Origin of the sequence: Streptomyces sp. NPDC006743 (assembly GCF_040703815.1) — a bacterium.
GTDB lineage: Bacteria > Actinomycetota > Actinomycetes > Streptomycetales > Streptomycetaceae > Streptomyces.
Genome location: NZ_JBEYJA010000005.1, coordinates 46,997 through 68,034, shown reverse-complemented (window position 1 = coordinate 68,034; position 21,038 = coordinate 46,997). Strand labels below are relative to the sequence as shown.

Annotated in this window: 17 protein-coding genes; 7 read left to right on the top strand and 10 right to left on the bottom strand. The window is 73.7% G+C overall.

What is annotated here, in order from left to right; all coding sequences use genetic code 11:
* Window positions 1–35: 35 nt before the first annotated feature.
* The 3 genes from ABZ719_RS06450 to ABZ719_RS06440 are packed head-to-tail and all read left to right on the top strand — an operon-like array spanning window position 36 to window position 2,820.
* Complete coding sequence (locus ABZ719_RS06450; RefSeq protein WP_366724087.1) at window positions 36–1,016, top strand: VlmB-like protein; 981 nt, start codon at window positions 36–38, stop codon at window positions 1,014–1,016.
* A gap of 55 nt (window positions 1,017–1,071) precedes the next feature.
* A complete protein-coding gene (locus ABZ719_RS06445) occupies window positions 1,072–2,124 on the top strand; it encodes an acyl-CoA desaturase (protein ID WP_366724086.1) in 1,053 nt (350 codons plus the stop codon).
* Window positions 2,125–2,181: 57 nt separating this feature from the next.
* The gene (locus ABZ719_RS06440; protein ID WP_366724085.1) at window positions 2,182–2,820 is read left to right on the top strand and encodes a hypothetical protein; all 639 of its coding nucleotides are present in this window, start codon (window positions 2,182–2,184) and stop codon (window positions 2,818–2,820) included.
* Between the two features lie 73 nt (window positions 2,821–2,893).
* Here the strand turns inward: ABZ719_RS06440 and ABZ719_RS06435 are convergent, their stop codons facing one another.
* From ABZ719_RS06435 to ABZ719_RS06405, 7 genes are all read right to left on the bottom strand, one after another.
* Window positions 2,894–3,763 carry an alpha/beta fold hydrolase gene (locus ABZ719_RS06435; protein WP_366724084.1) on the bottom strand — a complete coding sequence of 290 codons (870 nt, stop codon included), beginning with the start codon at window positions 3,761–3,763 and terminating at the stop codon, window positions 2,894–2,896.
* Between the two features lie 91 nt (window positions 3,764–3,854).
* Window positions 3,855–4,517 (bottom strand): flavin reductase family protein, encoded by a 663-nt coding sequence (locus tag ABZ719_RS06430; RefSeq protein ID WP_366724083.1) that lies wholly within the window; start codon window positions 4,515–4,517, stop codon window positions 3,855–3,857.
* Complete coding sequence (locus ABZ719_RS06425) at window positions 4,510–4,995, bottom strand: SRPBCC family protein (RefSeq protein WP_366724082.1); 486 nt, start codon at window positions 4,993–4,995, stop codon at window positions 4,510–4,512. The genes ABZ719_RS06430 and ABZ719_RS06425 overlap by 8 nt, the downstream gene beginning before the upstream one ends.
* Window positions 4,996–5,235: 240 nt before the next feature.
* A complete protein-coding gene (locus ABZ719_RS06420) occupies window positions 5,236–6,570 on the bottom strand; it encodes an aminotransferase class III-fold pyridoxal phosphate-dependent enzyme (protein ID WP_366724081.1) in 1,335 nt (444 codons plus the stop codon).
* Complete coding sequence (locus tag ABZ719_RS06415; RefSeq protein ID WP_366724080.1) at window positions 6,567–7,664, bottom strand: SDR family oxidoreductase; 1,098 nt, start codon at window positions 7,662–7,664, stop codon at window positions 6,567–6,569. Before ABZ719_RS06415 ends, ABZ719_RS06420 begins: the two co-directional genes overlap by 4 nt.
* 502 nt (window positions 7,665–8,166) lie before the next feature.
* The gene (locus ABZ719_RS06410) at window positions 8,167–9,300 is read right to left on the bottom strand and encodes an acyl-CoA dehydrogenase family protein (protein ID WP_366724079.1); all 1,134 of its coding nucleotides are present in this window, start codon (window positions 9,298–9,300) and stop codon (window positions 8,167–8,169) included.
* A gap of 362 nt (window positions 9,301–9,662) precedes the next feature.
* Window positions 9,663–10,241: a TetR/AcrR family transcriptional regulator gene (locus ABZ719_RS06405; protein ID WP_366724078.1), complete on the bottom strand. Its 579-nt coding sequence runs from the start codon at window positions 10,239–10,241 to the stop codon at window positions 9,663–9,665.
* A 248-nt stretch (window positions 10,242–10,489) separates the two neighbouring features.
* Here ABZ719_RS06405 and ABZ719_RS06400 point away from each other — a divergent pair, with 248 nt between their 5' ends.
* The 4 genes from ABZ719_RS06400 to ABZ719_RS06385 are packed head-to-tail and all read left to right on the top strand — an operon-like array spanning window position 10,490 to window position 15,351.
* The gene (locus ABZ719_RS06400) at window positions 10,490–11,077 is read left to right on the top strand and encodes a 2Fe-2S iron-sulfur cluster-binding protein (protein ID WP_366724077.1); all 588 of its coding nucleotides are present in this window, start codon (window positions 10,490–10,492) and stop codon (window positions 11,075–11,077) included.
* Complete coding sequence (locus tag ABZ719_RS06395; RefSeq protein ID WP_366724076.1) at window positions 11,074–12,066, top strand: xanthine dehydrogenase family protein subunit M; 993 nt, start codon at window positions 11,074–11,076, stop codon at window positions 12,064–12,066. Before ABZ719_RS06400 ends, ABZ719_RS06395 begins: the two co-directional genes overlap by 4 nt.
* Complete coding sequence (locus ABZ719_RS06390) at window positions 12,063–14,204, top strand: xanthine dehydrogenase family protein molybdopterin-binding subunit (RefSeq protein ID WP_366724075.1); 2,142 nt, start codon at window positions 12,063–12,065, stop codon at window positions 14,202–14,204. Before ABZ719_RS06395 ends, ABZ719_RS06390 begins: the two co-directional genes overlap by 4 nt.
* Window positions 14,197–15,351, top strand: coding sequence for an XdhC family protein (locus ABZ719_RS06385; protein ID WP_366724074.1), 1,155 nt, complete (start codon window positions 14,197–14,199; stop codon window positions 15,349–15,351). Before ABZ719_RS06390 ends, ABZ719_RS06385 begins: the two co-directional genes overlap by 8 nt.
* A 72-nt stretch (window positions 15,352–15,423) precedes the next feature.
* On the opposite strand, the gene ABZ719_RS06380 is transcribed toward ABZ719_RS06385, so the two are convergent.
* From ABZ719_RS06380 to ABZ719_RS06370, 3 genes are all read right to left on the bottom strand, one after another.
* Window positions 15,424–18,327, bottom strand: coding sequence for an AAA family ATPase (locus tag ABZ719_RS06380; protein WP_366724073.1), 2,904 nt, complete (start codon window positions 18,325–18,327; stop codon window positions 15,424–15,426).
* Between the two features lie 222 nt (window positions 18,328–18,549).
* Window positions 18,550–19,581, bottom strand: coding sequence for a (-)-alpha-amorphene synthase (locus ABZ719_RS06375; RefSeq protein ID WP_366724072.1), 1,032 nt, complete (start codon window positions 19,579–19,581; stop codon window positions 18,550–18,552).
* Window positions 19,582–19,586: 5 nt separating this feature from the next.
* Window positions 19,587–20,870, bottom strand: a complete 1,284-nt coding sequence (locus tag ABZ719_RS06370; RefSeq protein WP_366724071.1) for a cytochrome P450 — start codon at window positions 20,868–20,870, stop codon at window positions 19,587–19,589.
* Between the last annotated feature and the right edge of the window lie 168 nt (window positions 20,871–21,038).

Below are 21,038 nucleotides of genomic sequence, written 5' to 3'. Positions count from 1 at the left end.
ACCGACGCGAACACACCCTGAGCTGAAAGGCAGAGATGACCACAACCGTCGCCCACGGCCCGGCCCGCCCCACCGCGATCCCCGCGGAGGCCGACCGGAACCGCGCCCCGGGCCTCCTCGACGGCGCGCTGCACGCCGACCTGACACCGGAGGGCTGCGACCTCGGTTACTGGTTCCGCGCCGTCCCCGAAGGCACCCTCGCCGGCGACCCCATGGGCCGCACCCCGGACGTCACGGTCCCGGAGCACATGCTGTGCGAAGGGCCGCTGCGGCAGGCCGTGATGCAGGAACTGGCCTTCCGTTCCATGGCCGAGGAGAAGGCGGCCCGCGCCATCTCCTACCTGGTCGCGCACGCCCCCGACCTCAGCGGCATGGACTTCTACACCACCCAGCTGATGGACGAGGCCCGCCACGCCTACGCCTTCCGCGGCCACCTCCTGGAACTCGGCGTCGAGACGGCCGACCTGGAAGCCACCATGGAGGACCTCGCCGGGGCCGACCGGGACGCGGTCCTCGCCCCGCTCGAGGAGTTCGGCCTCGAGGTCCTGCGCGACCAGCGGGACTACGTCGGCGGGGTCATCACCCTGACCGTGCTGGTCGAGGGCGTCCTGGCACCCACCGCGGAACTCAGCGAACGCAAGTGGCGCCCCTTCGACCCCGCCGCCGCCGAGATCGAACGGGCCGCCGGCATCGACGAGATCCGCCACCTGTCGGTGGGCACCACCATCGTCCGGCGCCACCTGGAACAGCACCCCGAGGACCGCAAGCGCATCGGCGGCCTCATCGCCCGCGGTGTCGAGCTGTGGTCGCGGCTGCCCGTGCGCGAACTGACCCTGCGGCGCGAACAGCTCTACCAGCAGGGCCTCGAACAGCACCGGGACATCGCGGGCGACTACGAGGTGTGGCCGGGCCGCCGGCTCGCCGACACCACCGCCGAGGAACGGATGGCGACCGCCGCCGAATGGGCCGAGAACACCCAGCGGGCGCGCCTGGCCGACATGGGGCTCGCGCCGTGAGGCGGCCTCCCCACCCCGTACGAAACCGAGAACGAAAGGGCTGGTGGCACCCCCGATGACCGACATCCCGGCAGTCGACTCCGCACCCCGTGAACCGGGCGCGGCGGAGGAGGACTTCCGCGAACTGACCCGGCGCGTCACGGCAGCCGGGCTGATGCGCCCCCGCAAGGGGCAGTACGCGGCCGCCATCGTCACCGTGTGGCTGATGAACGCCGTCGGCTGGGCGGCGCTCGCGCTGAGCGACGGCATCTGGTGGCAGATCGTGCCGGCGGCGGTCTGGCTGGCGGTCTGGCACGAACAGCTCGCCTTCCTGCTGCACGACGCGGGCCACCGGCAGATCAGCCGCTCCCAGAAGACCATCCGTGCCCTCGGCCTGATCCACGGCAACCTCATGCTCGGGGTGTGCTTCGGCTGGTGGGTGCAGCACCACAACCGGCACCACAACCACCCCAACCACCTGGAGCTGGACCCCGACATCCTGCGCCGGGTCGCGGTCTTCGCGCCCGAACAGGCCCGGCAGCGCACCGGGTTCGCCCGTTTCCTCGCCGCCAACCAGCGTTACCTCTTCTTCCCGCTGCTCGGCCTGGAGTCGGTCGTGCTGCGCATCGCCGGGGTCATCGCCCTGCGCCGGCGCGCGGTGCGCCGGCCCTGGCTGGAGGGCGGCCTGATGGCCCTGCACGCGGTGCTGTTCTTCGGCGCGCTGTTCTGGCTGCTGCCCTGGCCGAGCGCCCTGCTGTTCCTCGCCGTGCACCAGGTCCTGCTCGGCTACCTGCTGGGCATGGGATTCGCCGTCAACCACAAGGGGCTGCCCACCCGGACGGGCGGCGAGTGGAGCTGGCTGGAGCGCCAGGTGCTCACCTCGCGCACCCTGCCCACCGGCCTGGTCGGCGACTTCTTCTACGGCGGTCTCAACTACCAGATCGAGCACCACCTCTTCCCGGGCATGCCCCGCGCCGCACTGCGGCACGCCTACCCGCTCGTCAAGCAGTTCTGCGCCGAGCGCGGCATCGCCTACACCGAGACCGGCGTCCTGGAGTCCTACCGGGACCTCGCACGCCACCTGGGTTCCGCGAGCGAGGTCCTGCGCTCCGGCACCGTCACCGCCTGACCCCCTCACCCCGCGCACGTCCCGTGAAGCCCTCGCGGACACGGAAGGAACCGTCGTATGAAGACCGGCCGGACCACCGCCACCCCACCCCGCTCGCGTCCAGCCCGGCTGCGCAGGGCGCTGCTGCCCGCCGCCCTGCTCGCGGGCCTCGGCCTGGCCACCCCGGCCGCCGTCGCCGCGCCGGCCGCCACCCCGGCTGCCTCCGCCGCCCGTGCCGCGGTGGCGGACCCGGGGCCCGTCCCCGACCTCGTGTGCCGCCTCGACGCCGAGGTGAACTTCAGTCCGCCGCTCGGCGTGCTCACCCGGCAGTCGCGGGTGACCGGGCACATCGGCTACCGCGACTGCCGCTCGCCTGACGGCGCGGCCCCGGAGCTGACAGACATCGTCTTCCATGTCGTCGGCACGGGCCGGTTCGGCGCCCTGCCGGTGCCGACGTTCTCCGTGGAGGGCACCGGCCAGGGCACCTGGAACACCGGGGAGTACGGCTCGCTGTACTTCAACGGTGAGCTGAAGAAGGGCAGCCCCGTGCCCGACCGCACCGTGACCGGCGGCCCGCTCGCCGGTGACGGGATCAACGGCCTCCAGATCCCCGTGCCCCGCTTCGACAAGATCGACCCGAACGGGGTCGCCGGCTTCGACGTGGTCGGCCAGGTCTGCTTCTGGAACGGCGAGAAGGGCAGGTGCACCGCGTACTGAGCCCGGCCGGGAACACGACGGTGGGGTGAGGCCCGAGGGCCTCACCCCGCTTCGTCGTGCGCGGGCCTGCCGCTCAGCCGTCCAGGGCCCGGAGCATCTCGCGCAGCACGACGGGGTCGTACGGCATCGCCATGTGCGTGGTCCGGTTGTCCGGCGTGAGTTCCTGCAGGCACAGGTTGGTGACCTCGTGCCCCGGCTCACTGGGGGTGAGCCGCTGCGAGGTGGGCGGCTGGACCACCTCGTCGCGCGTGGACCAGATCACGGTGTACCGCACCCCGGCGACGGTGTCGCCCGTCGACGTCAGCTCGCGGACGAACTCCGAGTCGTGCAGCAACTGCACGAACGCCGGACTCATCCGGAAGAGCAGCTCCTCCTCGACGATGTCCCGCACCCCGACCGCCTGACGGACCAGCGCCGTCAGCCCCTCCACGGTCACCCCGTGGCTGCTGGGCGCGATGCCGACGAAACGGCGCACCTTGCCGGCGCCGCCGAGGAACTTCAGGTAGTAGTGCGGGATCATCCCGCCCTGCGAGTGCCCGACGAGGTCGACCTGGGCCGCGCCGGTGTCGGCGAGCACCCGGTCGACGAACTCGGCCAGTTCCCGGCTGGAGAGCCGGATGTCGGCGAGGCCGTACAGCCGTGGGAGAGTCGGCATCTCCCCGTAGTTCAGCCGGAAGACCCGGTGTCCGGCGGCCTTGAGCACCGGCACGGCCTCCCGCCACACGTACTGGCGGTCGCCCAGGGTGCCGTGCACGAGGACGACGGGGTACGGGCGCTGGGCGTCCGGGGGCCGGCCCCAGTCGTCCGCGGTGGCCTCGGCGTCGAGAGCGGCGGCGACCCGGTGGCCCGCCGCCGTGGTGTTGCCGGCAAGCCGCTCGGGCCCGCGGGTGAGTTCGGTCCGCGCGTCGTCGGCGTTGACTCCGGGCATGGGGGGCAGGGACATACGACCTCCTTGGACGGTCATGTCGGTGAGCGGATACGCGGACGCCCGGCCGGTGGAGCTGATGGCCGGGCGTCCTTGAGGAGGAGAACGGTCAACTTCCCCCGCCCTGGGACGGGAGAGAAGCGGGTTCGGCCCGAGAGGGAGCAGGAGCGGGTGCGGACTGAGAAGGAGGAGAGGCGGGCGCGGTCCGGGGTGGCAGGGGGGCGAGGGCGTGGAAGGCACGGTCGTGCCACAGCAGCGGCCGGCCGGCCCCGGCCTCGGCGGCCCGTACCCGGCCGACGACCGCGTCGTGGTCGCCGTAGCGGCGTACGTCCTCCACGAGACACACCGACCAGGCGAGCGCCTCGGACACCACCGGCACGCCCAGCACCTGCCGGACCGGGACGCCGGTGAACCGGGCGGCGGGGGACAGGGCCGGGTCGGCGAAGCGCTCGGCGACGCCGCGCTGCCGCTCGGTGAGGAAGCTGACGGCGAACGCGCCGCGCTCCCGTACGGCGGTCAGGGTCTGCGAACCGCCGCGCAGACAGGCGAGCAGCAGCGGCGGCCGGGCCGACACGGAGGTCAGGGCCGAGACGGTCATCCCGGCCGGCCTGCCGGCGGCGTCGAGCGCGGTGACCACCGTGACCCCGGCCGCCAGCCTGGTGTAGAGGGCGAGGCAGCGGACGGCGTCGGGACCGGGTTCGTCGCGCAGCGTGTCCCAGGCCGCCGAGGGCGGTGCTCCCGGTCTGAGCGGGGCGAGGGCGAGATCAGCCACTGACGGGCGCCGCCGTCCGGGACAGCGGGAGGGCCGGCGCCGCGGTGACGGAACCGAGCAGTCCGCCCAGGATCAGTTCGATGTTGGTGCGCAGCGTGGACTCCGCCACCGGGTCCAGCATGTCGGCCAGGGTCGGGATGCCCAGGTCGAACACGGCGTCGAAGGTCACCACGGTGCCGGACCCGGTCGGCGCGCACCGCCAGGTCCCCTCGAACACCTCGAAGTCGCCGCGCAGCTGGGTGAAACCGAGGGTCAGGCGCTCGGGATGGAACGAGTCACGTTCCGACCACCGCATCAGGCCGTTGCGGAACCGGACGGTCCAGTCCGACACCACCGAGCCGTCGGCGCCGGGCGGATGCACCACCACCTCGCGCACGGTCTCGGTGACGTCCGGATAGCGGCGGAAGTCCCGGATGCGGTCGTAGGCGGCTTCCGGGCTCACGTCCTGGGCGTTCATCTGTACGGTCACGCGACGCATGGCAATACCTTTCGTGGTCGTGACGGTCGCTGGTGGTCGTGGTCGTGGTCGTGATGGTGTGCAAGTGGTGCCGGTGGTCCAGGTGGCAGATGTGGTCTCGGTGGCACGTGTGGTCTCGTGGCACCTGTGGTTCGGTGGCCTCGGCCTCGGCAGCCTTGCGGTGCGCAGTTGCTTTCGAGGAGACGGGAGGGAGGAGCCCGGGGCGCCAGGAGGCGAAAAGGGGCGGAGGAGGGGCGCCGGTCAGCCGACCCGGGCCGCCACCGCGCGCAGCGCCTCGCTCAGGGCCGTGAGGAAGAGTCCCAGCTCGTCGTCGGTGACGACGGCCGGCGGGGTCAGACGCAGCACACGGCCGGCGTTGAGCGAGTGGTTCACCAGGACGCCACGCCCGACCAGTTCGAGGATCAGCTCGCCCACGGCCTGCTCCACGGCGAACTCCATGCCGATCAGCAGGCCACGGCCGCGCACGTCACGGACCAGGCCGCCGGTGTAGGGCGTACAGGCGGCGCGCACGCCGTGCAGCAGCCTGAGTCCGAGCGCCCGGGCACGGCCGGGCACGTCCTCCCGCTCCATGGTCTGCACGGCGGCCAGCGCGGCGGCGCAGGCGAGCGGCGAGGCGGCGAAGGTGGAGGTGTGCAGGTAGGGGTCGCGCGAGAACGGCGCGTAGGCCTCGTCGGTGGCCACCATCGCGGCAACCGGCACCACACCGCCGCTCAGGCCCTTGCCCACGAGGAGCACATCCGGGCGGACGTGCTCGGTGTCCACGCCCCACCACGAACCCAGCCGGCCCAGACCCGTCTGGATCTCGTCCACGATCAGGAAGGCACCGTACGTCCTGCACAGCCGCCCCGCGTCCGCAAGGTAACCCGGCGGGGGGATGCGGACACCGCCCTCGCCCTGCACGGGCTCCACGATCACACAGGCCCGTTCGCCGAAGCGGGCGAGCATGTCCTCCAGGGCCTCCCGGTCCCCGAACGGCACCGCCGCGCTGTCCGGCAGCAGGGGACGGAACGGGTCCTGATAGGTCGGGTTGGCGGTCGCGCTGAGCGCGCCGAGGGTCTTGCCGTGGTACCCGCCGACGGTGCTGACCAGCGCGGTGCGGCCGTGGGCGCGGGCGAGTTTGAGACCGGCCTCGGTGGCCTCCGCGCCGGAGTTGACGAAGTGCACCCGGTCGAGGCCGAGCGGGGTGTGCGCGGCCAGCGCGGCGGCGGCCCGGGCGGCGACGGGCTCCAGGAACACCCGGGTGGCCAGCGGATGGGCGTCGATCTGCCGGTGCACCGCGGCGGTCACCGCCGGGTGCCGGTGGCCGAGGATGAAGACGCCGTACCCGCCGAAGTCCAGATAGCGGCGGCCGTCCGCGGTGTGCACCCAGGCACCCTCGGACACCGTCTCCACCATGCCGCCGAGCACCTCGCCGAGCACCGCGCGGCCGGCGGCCAGGTGCTCGCGGTAGAGGCGGGCGATGTGTGCTCCGTCGGCCGGGGGGTCCGCGGGCGGCGGTGCCGCGTCCTCCGCCGCCTCCGGGGCTCGGCGGGCTGCCGGGAAAGGCGCGGTCTCGGTGACGGGGAGCGCGGTCATGACGCCAGCTCCCGGGGTGCGGTGCCCTCCTGGAGGGCCGGCCGGGTCCGCCGTTGCCGTCGCAGGCCCGCCGGACCCGCCGCCCAGGCGGCCAGGTTGCTCAGCAGCGCCCGGCGCAGGTCGTCCTTGGCGACGGCCGTGCCGCAGTGCGCCGACCCCAGGGAGGACTCGAAGGGCAGGGCCCGCTGGAAGACCAGCAGCAGTTCCGCGTACGTGTGGAACCGGCGGCGCAGCGACTCCGGGAAGGCCGGGCCCTCGATCAGCGGGAGCAGGAGCCGGTGCACCGACTCCAGCGGGATCAGCCGCGGGGGATGCGGGCGGGGACCGTAACGGTCGGCGAACTCCAGGCAGGTGTCGACGACTTCCCGTTGCAGGAGCGCCTCGGTGCCCGCCGTCAGCCAGTACTCGCCGCCGGTGACACCGCCGCGCAGCAACGCGCCGACGGCACGGGCGACGACGTCCTGGGGAACCATGTCGATGCGCGCCCCAGGCTCTCCGGGCAGGACCGGGACCTGTCCCTTCACGATGGCGCCCAGGGCCCGCGTCAGCCCCTGGGCGCCCGCGATGCGGCCGGTGACGGAGTCGCCCATCACCACCGACGGACGCAGGATCGTCGCGGGCACCGGCGCCTCGCGCACGGCCTGCTCCGCCGCGGTCTTGGAGGCCAGGTAGGCGGCGGCGCCGGGGAAGCGCCGCTGCTCCTCCTCGGCCAGCGGGTTGGCCACGAAGGCGGTGCTGATGTGGTGGAAGGGCGCCTGCGCGCGCACGGCGAGGTCGAGCATGGTGGCGGTGCCGTCGAGGTTGGCCCGCCAGATCGCCTCGGGCTCGGCCTTCCAGTTGGTCGCCGCGGCGGAGTGCACGACGAGGTCCACGTCGTCGGCCAGCCGCGCGAACTCGGTCCGCGACAGGCCGAGACCGGGTTCCAGCAGGTCGGCGCCGACCTCTTCGACCCTGGGGTCGTCCACGGGTGTGCGGTGGCGCAGGCAGATGATGCGGAAGCCGGGCGACAGCTCCTCGATCAGTGCCCGGCCGAGGACACCGGAGCCCCCGGTCAGCAGGAGCACCGGGCGGCGGGGCGGCGGTAGATGCGGCATGCGAAGGATCCCCTCGGTCGGAGACAGGCGGTGACGGCGCGGCCGGGAAGCCCGGTGGGCGGCCGGCGTGGTGGACGCGGAGGCGGGCGCGGTGACGGGAACGACGGTGGAGCCGACCGCTTCGGCGGCGGCAGGCTGACGACGACAGCTTCGGCGGCGACCGCTTCGGCGACGGCGGGTACGAGGGCGGTGACGGAGACGACGGGGTTTGGGGGCGACGGAGACGACGGGGTGTTGGGTACGAGGGCGGTGACGGAGGCGGCGGGGATGATGGGTGCGACGGCGGTGGCGGAAGGCCCGGTGGGTCTGGTCGCGCGCGCCACCGACCGCGGCCGGACACGGCAGTGCGTGACAGGCCCACGCTGGCTCACGCCACGACCGGCCGCTGGAACGGCGGGTCGACAGGCGCGGCCGCGCGCCGTGGCAGCGGGTTGTCAGGCCCCGGCCGTGCGCCGTGGCGGCCGGGTGTCAGGCGGCGGCCGTGCGCCGTCGCGCGGGGGTGTCAGGCCACGGTCAGTGGCCCGTCGGCCAGATAGGCGGCGAGCGGGCCGGTCATCCGCGACCGCGACGGCGGGTGCAGGGCGAGGCCGTTGGTACACGCGGCGAGGTAGCCGACCTCGTCGGAGGTCATGAAGTTCAGGCCGCCGAGCAGTTCCACCGCGCGCGGGACGATCCGGGACAGCGCGTCCTGGACGCCGTAGCGGACGTAGAGCGATTCGGCCAGTGTGGACTCATCGGGAGTGCTCTCGTCCACACGGCGGGCGAGGCCCTCGACGGACGCCGCCACGCTCTCGGCGGCGACCAGCAGCGCGACCCGCTCGCTCTCGGGCACCCGGTCGTTGAGCAGCACCCGCTCCACCAGGCCGCTCGCCGCGCCCAGGTAACTGCCCGTCATCAGCAGCTCGAACCAGACCAGACCGATCGTCTGCACCTCGTCCAGCCGGGCCCCGGGCGGACACGCGGTGCGCACCATGAGGTCGGGCGGCACCAGCACGCCGTCCAGGGTCACCTGGTCGCTCTCCGCGCCCGCCAGGAACCCGCTGGACCAGAAGCCGCTGACGCTCAGCCCCTCGCTGGCGGCGGGCACCAGGGCCACGGCCAGTTCCTCGCCCTCGCCGTCCTCGCGGGGCACGAGCACGCTCGCGGTGAGCAGGTCCATGGAGCGGGCCAGGCTGCACGGCCGCTTCACACCGGTGATCCGCAGCCCCTCGGGTGTCGGAGTGGCGGACATCGACGGCGACAGGATGCCGGCGCCGCTGCGCCCCTCGGCGAACCCGGAGGCCATCAGCTGGTTCTCCGTGGCGACGGCCTGGACCAGCATCCACTCCAGGCCTTCACCGGCGTTGCTCAGTCCCACGAGGGTCGCCATCGAGAAATGGTGCATGGTCGTCGCCACGGCCAGGGAGGGCGAGCGGCTGCCGAGGGCGCGCTGCACCCGTACGGCGTCGAGCGCGGTGGCGCCCCGGCCCTGGAGGGACGCCGGGGCGAGCAGCCCCGGGCCGCCGCTGTCCCGGAAGAGCCCGATGCCCGGGCTGCCGGGCCGCTCCAGAGTCATCAGCGGTACGGCTCGCAGGCTGTCGTCGAGCCCCGGCAGCAGTTTGGTGAGGGCCGCACGTTCACGGTCCAGGAATCTCATGTCGTCCCCTGCTCCTTGGTTCGCGGGCGCTGCCTGCGGCGAGGTTCACGGTGTCGCTGTCGTGGCAGCGTCACTTGTGTTTACGCGCGGGGCGCGAGGACCCCTCGGGACGAAACGAGGTGACGCGAACTCGGGGACCGGTGAGGGGAGATGGAGCAGGAGGACGAGGGAGAAGAGGAGCGCCGGGCGAGGCGGGACGATGCGGGGCGGGGGTGAGGTGACGCGGGCCGGGTGAGGGATGTTGAGGTGAGGCCGGGTGCGGCGCCGGGCATGCGGGAGAGACGGGCACGCGGGGGCAGGGGGCGGCCGGAGGCGGGCGGTGGTGCGTGGCCGGGTGCGTCCCAGGAGGGGGCCGTGCGGCCTCAGCGGCCGGGCGCTCCGACGCGCAGGCCGTCCATCACCAGGTCGAGGAGGCGGCTCGCGCGGGACTGCCAGTCGCCGTGCGGGTCCAGCTGCCAGATGCCGGCGATGGCGAGGACGAAGTCGTCCGCGCTCACGCCGGGTCTGATGGCGCCGGCCTCCTCCGCGGCGCGCAGCAGCAGTTCGGCGGCGTCGGCCAGGGTGGTGTGCCCGGGCTTGGCCGGGCTGCCCGGTCCGCTCGTGGCCTGGCGGATCACGTCCGCCAGCCCGGCCTTGGTCATCGCGAACCGGGCCAGGCGGTCCATCCACTCCCGCAGCGCCCGGTCGGGAGGGCGGCACTTCAGCAGTTCGGCCGCGCTGTCGGAGACCTGCTGCATCTCGTGCCGGTAGATCTCCAGGACCAGCGCCTCGCGGTTGGGGAAGTTGCGGTAGAACGTGCCCTGCCCCACCCCCGCCTTCCTGGCGATCAGGCTGAGCGGGACGTCGGCACAGCGGGTCAGCTCGGCCACCGCGACCTCCAGGATGGTTTCGCGGTTGCGTTGCGCGTCCGAGCGCAGAGGGGCGTGCTTCTTGTGCTGCACTCGTCCTCCTTTCGGGTGCGTAGCCGAACCCGGTCTTGCTAAGCGGACAGCTGTCCGGTAGTTTTTCGAGAACGGACAGCTGTCCGCTTGTCGTCCACCATAGCGGCGGGCAACGCTGTTCCGCCACGTACAGTGCCCACTCCTGCCACCTGAGTCCTTACCTCGCAACGCGCCGCATTTTCCGGACTCGTCACCTTTCAGGCCGACATCCCGATGTGTTTCCGCCGCTTACGCGAAAGAAGCTGATCATGGACCCAGTCACCTCGTCGACGCACAGCCCTATCACCTTGAACATCAACGGCGAGAAGCACGCGCTGTCCGTCGACCACCGCACCACCCTGCTCGACGCCCTGCGGGAGCGGCTCGATCTGACCGGCACCAAGAAGGGCTGTGACCAGGGACAGTGCGGTGCCTGCACAGTGCTGCTCGACGGCCGTCGGGCCGTCGCCTGCCTCCAGCTGGCGGTCGCCGCCGAGGGGCGTGAGATCACCACCATCGAGGGCATCGCCGAAGGCGACCGGCTGCACCCGGTGCAGCAGGCCTTCCTCGACCTCGACGGCTACCAGTGCGGCTACTGCACACCGGGCCAGATCTGCTCGGCCGTCGCCATGATCGAGGAGCACGCCGCCGGCTGGCCGAGCGCCGCCACCGACGACGTGCGTCCCGAAGCGGGGCCGCCCCCGCTGACCCCGGAGGAGATCAAGGAGCGGATGAGCGGCAACCTGTGCCGCTGCGGCGCCTACGCGTCGATCGCCCAGGCGGTCGCCCGGGCCGCCGCGCCCACGCAGTCCGACGGCAAGGCGTCGGCCGCCAAGACCGAGGAGGCCGTGGCATGAAGGAGTTCGGCTACGAGAGGGCTGAGGACGTCGCCGGTGCCGTCGCCCTGCTGGACGCCGACCCGGACGCCCGGTTCCTCGGCGGCGGCACCAACCTGGTCGACCTGATGAAGACCGGTGTCGAGCGGCCCACCCGCCTCGTCGACGTGCGCGAACTCCCGCTGGACGGGATCGAGCCCACCGAGGAGGGCGGCCTGCGCATCGGCGCCACGGTCACCAACAGCGACCTGGCCGCCCACCCCGAGGTGCGCCGCCGCTACCCCGCGCTGGCGCAGGCGGTGCTGGCCGGTGCCTCGGGCCAGCTGCGCAACATGGCCACCGTCGGCGGCAACCTCCTCCAGCGCACCCGCTGCGGCTACTTCACCGACGTCACCCGGGCGTGCAACAAGCGCGTCCCCGGCAGCGGCTGCCCCGCGATCGAGGGCGAGCACCACAACCACGCGATCCTGGGCGCCTCCGAACACTGCGTGGCGGTCCACCCCTCGGACATGGGGGTGGCCCTGACCGCCTTCGACGCCGTCGTCTCCTACGCGACGGCCGACGGGCCGGGCAGCCTGCCCCTCGCGGACTTCTACCTGCCCGTGGCGGACACCCCGCACCGTGAGACCGCTCTGCCGCCCGGCGCGCTGATCACCGGTGTCACGCTGCCGCCCGCCCCGGTCGCGGGCAACTCGCGCTACCGCAAGGTGCGCGAGCGTGCCTCCTACGCGTTCGCCATCGGCTCGGTGGCCGCCGCGCTCGACGTCCGCGACGGCAGCGTGCACGACGTGCGCCTGGCCTTCGGAGCGGTCGCCTCCCGCCCCTGGCGGGCCCGCGCGGCCGAACAGGCACTGACGGGTGCCCCCGCCGACGCCGCGGCCTTCGCCGCCGCCGCGGACGCCGAGCTGGCGGCGGCCGACCCGCTGCCGCACAACGGGTACAAGGTGACCCTCATGCGCAACCTGGTGGTGGCCGTGCTGACCGAACTCGCCGAGGAGACCGCCCGATGACCACCGCCACCGGAACGCGTACGACCGTCCAGGGCGCCGTCGGCACCGCGCACACCCGGGTGGAGGGCCGCGACAAGGTCACCGGAGCCGCGCGCTACGCCGGCGAGATCCCCTTCGCGGACCTGGCCCACGGCTGGCTGGTGCTCTCCACCGTGGCCCGTGGCCGGATCCGGTCCGTGGAGACCGCGCCCGTCCTCGCCATGCCCGGTGTCCTCACCGTCCTGCACCACGGGAACGCGCCCCGCCTGGAGACCGACTTCATCGGCCTGCTGGGCACGCCGCCGGACCCCACCTGCACCCTCTTCCAGAACGACCGGGTGGCGCACCTGGGCTGGCCGGTGGCCCTGGTCGTCGCCGAGACCTCCGAGCAGGCCCGGGAAGCGGCCGAAGCCCTCGTCGTGCACTACGAACAGGAGCCGCACGACACCGAGTTCTCCGCCGACCGCACCGACGCCTACGCGTTGGAGGGCCATATGCCGGCGGTGGTGGAGAAGGGCGACCTGGAGGCCGAACTCGCCGCCTCCGCCGTCGCCCTGGACCAGCAGTACACCACCCCCGAAGAGCACCACAGCATGATGGAGCCGCACGCGGCCACCGCCCTGTGGGACGGCGGACGGCTGGAGGTCGTCGACTCCAACCAGGGCGCCAGCTGGGTCGTCGGCGAACTGGCCAAGCTGTTCTCGCTCGACCCGTCCGCCGTGCGGGTGCGCTCCGAGCACGTCGGCGGCGGCTTCGGCAGCAAGGGGGTCCGCGTCCACCAGGTGGGCGCGGTGATGGCCGCGACCGTCCTGCACCGCCCGGTCCGTGTCGTGCTGACCCGCCGCCAGATGTTCTCGCTGACCGGCTACCGCAGCCCCACCGCCCAGCGGATCAGGCTCGGCGCGGACGCCGACGGACGCCTGCGCGCGCTGGAACACCTCTCGCTCAACCAGACCTCGTCCGTGCACGAGTTCGTCGAGTCCTGCGCCGCCCCCTCGCGGGTGATGTACGACGCCGACGCCCACCGTACGGCCCACCGCATCGTCCGGCTGGACGTACCGACCCCGACCTTCATGCGCGCACCGGGAGAGGCCCCGGGATCCTTCGCGCTGGAGTCGGCGCTCGACGAACTCGCCGAGAAATGCGGCCTGGACCCGATCGAACTGCGCCGGCGCAACGAACCGGAGCGGGGCCCCGCCTCCGGGCTGCCCTTCAGCGGCCGCAACCTGGAAGCCTGCTTCCGTGAGGGCGCCCGCAGATTCGGCTGGGCGGACCGGGACCCGCGCCCCGGCGTGCGCCGCGAGGGACGCTGGCTGCTCGGTACCGGCATGGCCGCCGCGTCCTTCCCCTCCGGAGCCGGACCGTCCACCGCGATCGTCACCGCCGAGGCGGACGGCACCTTCACCGTGCGGATCGCCGCCGCGGACATCGGCACCGGCGCCCGCACCGCGCTGGTCCTGATCGCCGCCGACGCCCTGGCGACCACGCCGGACAAGGTCCGGGTACGGATCGGGGACAGCGACTTCGGGCCGGCGATGATCGCCGGCGGTTCCATGGGCACCCGCTCCTGGGCCTGGGCCGTCACCGCCGCGGCCGGGGAACTGCGCGAGCGGCTGGCGCTGGGCACCGACATCCCGCCGGAGGGCATCACGGTACGGTCCGACACCACCGAGGCCGTCGGCGCCCTGGCCCGCAAGGAGCGGCACTCCTTCGGCGCCCAGTTCGCCGAGGTCGCCGTGGACGTCACCACCGGCGAGGTACGGGTGCGCCGCATGCTCGGCATCTTCGCGGCGGGCAAGATCGTCAACCCGCTGACGGCACGCAACCAGCTCGTCGGCGGCATGATCTGGGGCATCTCCATGGCGCTGCACGAGGAGGCCGTCCGCGACCGGGCCAGCGGTGGCCTCTACGGCGCCGACCTCGCCGGCTACCACGTCGCCACGCACGCCGACGTACCGCCGCTGATCGAGGCCGACTGGGTCGACGACCCGGACCCGGACGACCCGGTAGGCATCAAGGGCGTCGGCGAGGTCGGCATCGTCGGCGCCGCGGCCGCCGTCGCCAACGCGGTCTGGCACGCCACCGGCGTCCGCCACCGCCACCTGCCCATCCGCCCCGACCGGGTCCTGCAGGCGGCCGCTGGGGAGCCACATGCTTGACATCGCCGGGGAACTGCACCGCTGGATCGAGGAGGGCCGCGCCTTCGCCGTCGCCACCGTGGTGGCCGTCGGCGGCAGCGCGCCGCGCGGCCCGGGCGCGGCCCTCGCGGTCGACAGCGAGGGCACCGTCATCGGCTCGGTCTCCGGTGGCTGCGTGGAAGGCGCGGTCTACGACCTGTGCCGGCAGGCGCTGCAGGACGGCACCACTGTCCTCGAACAGTTCGGCTACAGCGACGAGGACGCCTTCGCCGTCGGCCTGACCTGTGGCGGGACCATCGACATGATGATCACGCCGGTCCCGGCGCACGCACCCGTGCGGACGGTCCTGCGGGCGGCCCTGTCGGCCGCCGTCCAGGGGGAGCCGGTGGCCGTCGCCCGGATCGTCCGGGGCCCGGACGACCTGCTGGGCGCCACGGTGCTGGTCCGGCCGGACGGGACGGACGAGGGCGCGGACGACGGCGGCTTCGGCGACCACCCGGAGGCGGCCCGCACCGCGGTCGCCGAGGCCCGGGCCCTGCTGGAGGCCGGCCGCACGGGAACGGTGGAGCTGTCCGAGGACGGCTCGCACTGCCCGGGCGGTCTGACCCTCCTCGTGGAGTCCACGCTGCCCCCGCCCCGCATGATCGTCTTCGGGGCGGTCGACTTCGCCGCCGCACTGGTCAGGGCGGGCAAGTTCCTCGGGTACCACGTCACGGTGTGCGACGCCCGGCCCGTGTTCGCCACCCGGGGCCGCTTCCCCGAGGCCGACGACATCGTCGTCGACTGGCCGCACCGCTATCTGCGGGAGACCCCCACGGACCGGCGGACGGTGCTGTGCGTGCTCACCCACGACGCCAAGTTCGACATACCGTTGCTCACGGTCGCGCTGCGGATGCCGGTCGCCTTCGTCGGCGCGATGGGCTCGCGCCGCACCCACGAGGACCGCCGGCGCCGGCTGCGCGAGGCAGGCGTGGGCGAAGCGGAACTGGCCCGCCTGCGGTCCCCGATCGGCCTGGACCTCGGTGCGCGGACCCCGGAGGAGACCGCCCTGTCGATCGCGGCCGAGATCGTCGCCGCCGGGCGCGGAGGCACCGGCGCCCCGCTCACGGGATCCGACGGACCGATCCACCACGACCGGGCCGCACCCGGCGCCAACCGGGCGGCATGAGCCTCACGGCCCGGGCACCGCGCACCGGACAGCGGCGTCCGGGCCGGGTCCCGGCTGCGGCCGCAGCCGGGCTCAGGGGCAGGACCGGGGAAAGGTCTCCAGGGCGGCGGCGAGACCGGCCGCGTCGGTGCCGACCTTCCGGTACACGGAGGAGAGGAGCTGGCGCACTCCCCGCTCGGTGAGGTGCAACTCCTTGGCGACCACCGCGACCGGGTGCCCCTGGGCGGCCAGCTCGGCGGCCCTGCGTTCCTGGGCGGTGAGCGTGTCGGTCTGCCCGTACCGCAGGGGCAGCGGGCGCATCCCCGCAGCCGACAGCTCCGCCCGGGCCCGGCCGGCCAGGGCCTCCGCCCCGCAGTGCACCGCGGTCTCCAGCCCCCGGTACAGGCGGTCGGCGGCCTCGGGGAGCCTGCCGTTGCGGGCGAGCGCCGCGCCGTGCCCGATCAGCGCGCGGGCCAGCTCGTAGCCTGCCGGGGACCCCTCCAGCAGACTCACCGCCTCCGCGTGCAGATCGAGCGCCGCCGGTCCGCCGGTGACCTCGGCCAGGGTGCGCAGCGCCTGCCCGGTGGCCGACGCGGCGCCGAAGGCCCGCGCCCGCTCGACGGCTTCCGTCGCCAGGCCCACGGCACGCTCAGGGGCCGTGGGGGCCAGCGCCGATGCCAGGTCCAGCTGCCAGGGGCACCACGCCGGATTGCGCCAGGCCCGGGCGTCCAGCCGCTCACCGACGTCGGCCAGCAGCCGCACCGCCTCGGCGTCCCGGTCCTCCGCCAGCAGCAGTTCGGCGTAGACCGTGCGGGGGTCGGGGTAGATGACCGCGTTCGGCGCCGTCTCGCCGAAGCGGTGCTCGTCGGCGACCCGCCGGGCCTCCGTGACCCGGCCGCGGGCCAGCAGGGTCTGGATCAGGACACCGACCGCGAACCACTGGGCCGGAACCGCGCCTTCCACCCGGTCGGCGGTCCGCAGGCCCTGCAGGACCAGGTCCTCCGCCTCGGCCAGACAGCCGCGGTGGTAGCGGATGTAGCCGAGGAGGGTCTGCCCCAGGGCCAGGTGGGAGCCGCGCCACCCCTTGTCGGTGCACTCGGCGATGCCCCGGCCGAACAGTTCCTCGGCCCGCCGGGGCTGGTCGCAGTACATGAACAGCAGGGCGACCGAGGCGGGGACCTCGAAACCCCGGTGCTCGTCGGTCCAGCTCAGCCCTCCGCGCAGCGCCCTCTCGGCGTGCTCCAGGACGGTCTGCCGGTGCTCTCCGCGCACCATGGCGTCCCAGGCGCGCAGCCCCAGGATGTAGCGCTCCTCCAGGGTGCGTCCCGTCAGCCGTCCCGCCAGCCGCGCCAGCTTGCGGGACCGGGCAGGTGAGTCGGGTTCGTCGCTGCGGAAGGCGCTCCACACGAAGTGATCGGCCTGCATGCGCAGCCGTGTCCGCGGATCGGTGGCCTGCTGCGCCTCCTCGGCGGCCACGCGGGCGGCCTCCGCCATGCGGTCCGTGTGGGCCAGGGCCTGGGTCAGCCGGTAGACGACGGAGGCCCGCAGGCCGGGAGCGAGGTCCGGCTCCGCCAGCGCCTCCCGGAGAAGGGCGACGGTCGCCGCGGGCTCGATGAGGAAGGTCGCGCAGGCCAGTTCGTGCAGGAGCGCGGCCCGGTCCTCGGGCAGCGGCGGCTCCTGCAGCGCCCGGGTCAGCACCCGGCGGGCGGCTTCGGGAGCCCCCGCCCGCAGGTACTCACGGCCGGCCTCCCGCAGACACTCCACGGCCTCGGGCCTGGCCTCGCACGGAACCTCCAGCAGATGCCGCGCGGCGGCCGTGGGCCCGAGCCCCGCGGCGCGGACGGCCACCGCGGCGGCGTTGTGCAGGCCGACCCGAAAGCCCGGCTGGATGGCCCGGTAGATCGCCGTGGCGATCAGCGGATGCGCGAACTCCAGTCCGCCGCCGGGGGCCTGGCTGTCGGTCAGGATCCCGGCGGCCCGCAGCTTCGCGGTCTCCTGTGCGGCCTGCTCCACACCGACCACGGCGATCGTGGCGGCCAGTTCCGGCGAGACGGAGGTGCCCAGCACGGCGGCGGCCGAGGCGAAACGGACGGACGTCGTGCCGAGCCGGCGCAGCCGGTCCAGCAGCCCCGGACCCTTGATCGCCGACGCCAGGTCGCGCATGACCGGCAGGTCGTCCCCGGTACCCCGCACCTCCCGTTCGGCCAGCCGGATCGCCAGCTCCACCGCTTCGAACGGGCGCCCCTCGGTGACCGCCCAGCACTCCGCGCAGAACTCCTCCTCGGCTCCCTCGCCCAGATGGTCCCTGATGATCCGGGCGACACCCGCGGCGGAGAGCGGCATCAGTGCGTGCGGACGGTTCTCATGGCGTTCGAGCAGTGACCGGAACGCGGTGGCCTCCGGCGGCAGTTCCCCGGGACGGTAGGCGACGACGATCAGCAGCGGAAGGTTCTCGATGCGCGCCGCGAAGGAGGCGAGCCAGCTCAGGGACTCGGCGTCGGCCCAGTGCGCGTCGTCGAGCAGCAGCACGACCGGCGCCTGCTCCACGGCCAGGCGCGTCATCACCCAGTCCAGACCGTCCCGCACCCCGGCCGGGTCGGGCACCCGGGCGCTGCCGGACGCCTCCAGACCGAGCGCGGTGGCGACGATGTCGTACCAACTGCCCAGAAACGTGCGGCGTTCCGGTCCGGGCATCGCCGCCAGCGGGGGCTGCACGAGCTGCCGCACCACGTGGAAGGCGAGTTCCTGCTCCGTCTCCCCGCCCCGGCCCGAGAGCACCGTGAGTCCCCGCGCGGCGGCCCGGGCGCGCAACTGGGCCATGAGCGTCGTCTTGCCCAGCCCCGCCGCGCCCGTGAAGGCGAGCAGCCCACCACGGCGCGGAGCACCGTCGGCGGACGCGGCGAGATCGGCCAACGCGGCGTCGAGCACGCGCAGTTCCCGCTGGCGTTCGAGCAGGGGTCGGTGTTCGGTGTGTGACTGCCACGGCTCATGTGCCATGTGCCCTACCGCTTCCTGTCCTTGGGCCCTGTCCTCCGGGGGAAGCCAGAGCGTACGCCCGGGCGGCCCCCGGACGGCCGAATGGGGCACGCAAGGGGCAAGGAAGGGTGAATCACCGCCGCCGGAGGATTGACGTGCCCTCCGGGTGGGTAACGCCGGTCGGATGGGCAGGCCGCGGGTCGGACAGGCGGGCCGAGGGCCGGACCGAGCGGGCGGCAGGTCCTAACGGGCGGGCGCCTGCGCGGAGTCGGCGTAGCGCGGTACCGTGCGCGACCAGTGGTAGCACCCGCGGATCCAGCCGCTCATCCCGTCCACGTAGCCGAGGCCGGCGGCGCTCAGTTCCGGCCGGAGCTCCGCGCGGATCCGCTCGAACTCGCGGATGGTGCCGTTGATCCGCGCGATGGCCGGCAGCACGGCCTCCGCCAGGGAGCAGTCGTACGCCCGCTGGTAGCCGAGGGCCAGGTTGATCAGGCCGCCCGCACGCTGCTCCTTCACCGCCGAGTACAGGTCCGGTATCCACACCGCGGCGTCCACGGACAGCCTGGTCAGCCGCCGCATCAGCGGGTGATGGAGTTCCTGCGGCCGCATCTCCTCGGCCTCCGCCGCCTCGCAGAGCGGATAGAACGGCTCCACCCCGGCGGTCAGCGACCGTATCGACGTGCACACCCCCATGTGCGGCGGCACGCTCCCGTTCTGGGCGACCGCCTCGTACATCAGGCCGTGCACGTACTCCCGGCCGTTCCACGCCCAGCGCGCCGCCTGCGCGGGGGTGCAGCGCTGCCGGACCTGGCGGTGCAGGTCGGCCAGGGCCGCGCCGAGGGCCGTCGTCGGCGGCAGGCCGTCGCGGAGGATCTCGACGCTCTCGCACAGCATGGGCAGCAGCCGGTCGGCCCCGCCAGCCCCCACCTCCTCCGCCCGGTCGTCGAAGACGAACTGGTAGGCGATCTGGCGGGCGACGAGAAGCAGGATGTCCGGGTCGGCGTCCGGGGTGATGTAGGAGGCGAGCTGGGCGGGACGGGTACGGGCGATCATCTCCGCCACGCCGGGTCCGGCGGTCAGCCCGCAGCTGTCCAGCCAGGCGTCCGTGCCCGCCGCCGCCTCGGCCTCGTGGCGGTTGCTGCGGAAGGGGAAGGGCATGTACAGGTGGGCGTCGATCAGATCGTTCAGCGTGGCCGCCGGATCGGCGGCGCGGCCGGTGGCCGCGGCGGCCGGGGCTCCCTGGCGCGGTACCGCGCGTTCCTGGGTCGTCGACACCACTGTCACCTGCCCTTCGGGTCGGAGAGGTCCTGCGGACGGTCCGTTCGCGGTTCACAGGTCATCACCAGCGACCGCGGCCCCAGGGTCACCGCGGGGCGCGGCCGGACCGGCGGCCCGGGCAGATGGCGCAGCCGCACCCGCCCGGCGACGGTCGCGAGCGCCACGGTGGCCTCCGCCACGGCGAACGCGTCCCCGATGCACTTGCGGTTGCCGGCGGCGAACGGGAGCATCGCGCCCTGCGGCACGGCGGCCGCGGCGCCCGGCAGCCAGCGGTCCGGCAGGAACCGTTCCGGGTCGGGGAACGACGCGGGATCGTGGTGGAGCAGATAGGGGCTGTAGAGGACGGTGGCCCCGCGGGGCAGCCGGCAGCCGCCGAGTTCGGTCTCCTCGGTGGTGACGCGGGTGAAGAGCCAGCCAGGAGGGGAGTGCCGCAGCGTCTCGGTGACCGCGTTGCCGGTGTGCACCAGGGACGGCAGGTCGGCGGTCGTGGGCGCGCGCCCGCCGAGCACCGCGTCGACCTCCGCGTGCACCCGGCGCTCCGCCTGCGGGTGCCGGGCCAGCAGGCTGAAGAGGGAGGCCAGGCACAGGGCGGTGGTCTCCACCCCGGTGAGCAGCAGGGTGATGAGGTGGTCGTGGACCTCCCGCCCGGTGATCGGCGGCCCGTCGGCACCGCGCTCGGCGGCCAGCAGGGTGCCGAGCAGGTCGTCCCGCGGAGCGTCCGCGCGGCGCTGCGCGACGGCCGCGTCGACCAGAGCGTGCAGGCGGGCGAGGGCGCGCCGGTAGCGGCGGTTGGCGGGCAGGGGTATGCGGAAGGGCGCGTCCAGCGGCACCACCGTGCGGACGAACAGCCCGCGCACCACCGTGGACAGACAGTTCCTCAGCTCGGCGGCCGCCGCCTCGTCCAGGGTGTCGGAGAGCAGGACCCGGCTGGTGACCCGGGTGGTCAGCGTCATCATCGCGGCGCTGACGTCGATCCGCTGCCCTGGCCGCCACGCGTCGCACAGCGCAGCGGTCTCGGCTGCCATCAGTTCGGTGTACGCGGCGACGCGGGTGGCGTGGAAACGCGGTTGCAGCAGGCGGCGCTGCCGGCGGTGCGTGTCCTGGCGGCTGGTGACCAGGCCGTCGCCCATCAGCGTCCGCAGCCGGTCGTACTGGGGTCCGCCCTTGTCGAACGTATGCGTGTCCACGAGCATCCGGTGGACCAGCTGCGGATGGCACACCACCCAGGCGGGCAGCGGGCCCAGCCGGATCCGGACAATGTCGCCGCGTTCCGGCAGAGAGTTCACGAAAGCCAGTGGACGGCGGAACAAGGCGATACCGTGGCTGAAGAAAGGGAATATGCCTGGCGCAGTACCCACGGTCCAGGACCGGTCGGACCGGTCCGTCGTGGACAGGGCACCGGTTGACGCACCGCTCATCGAATACCACCTGCCTCAGTCGGCACACACAACTCG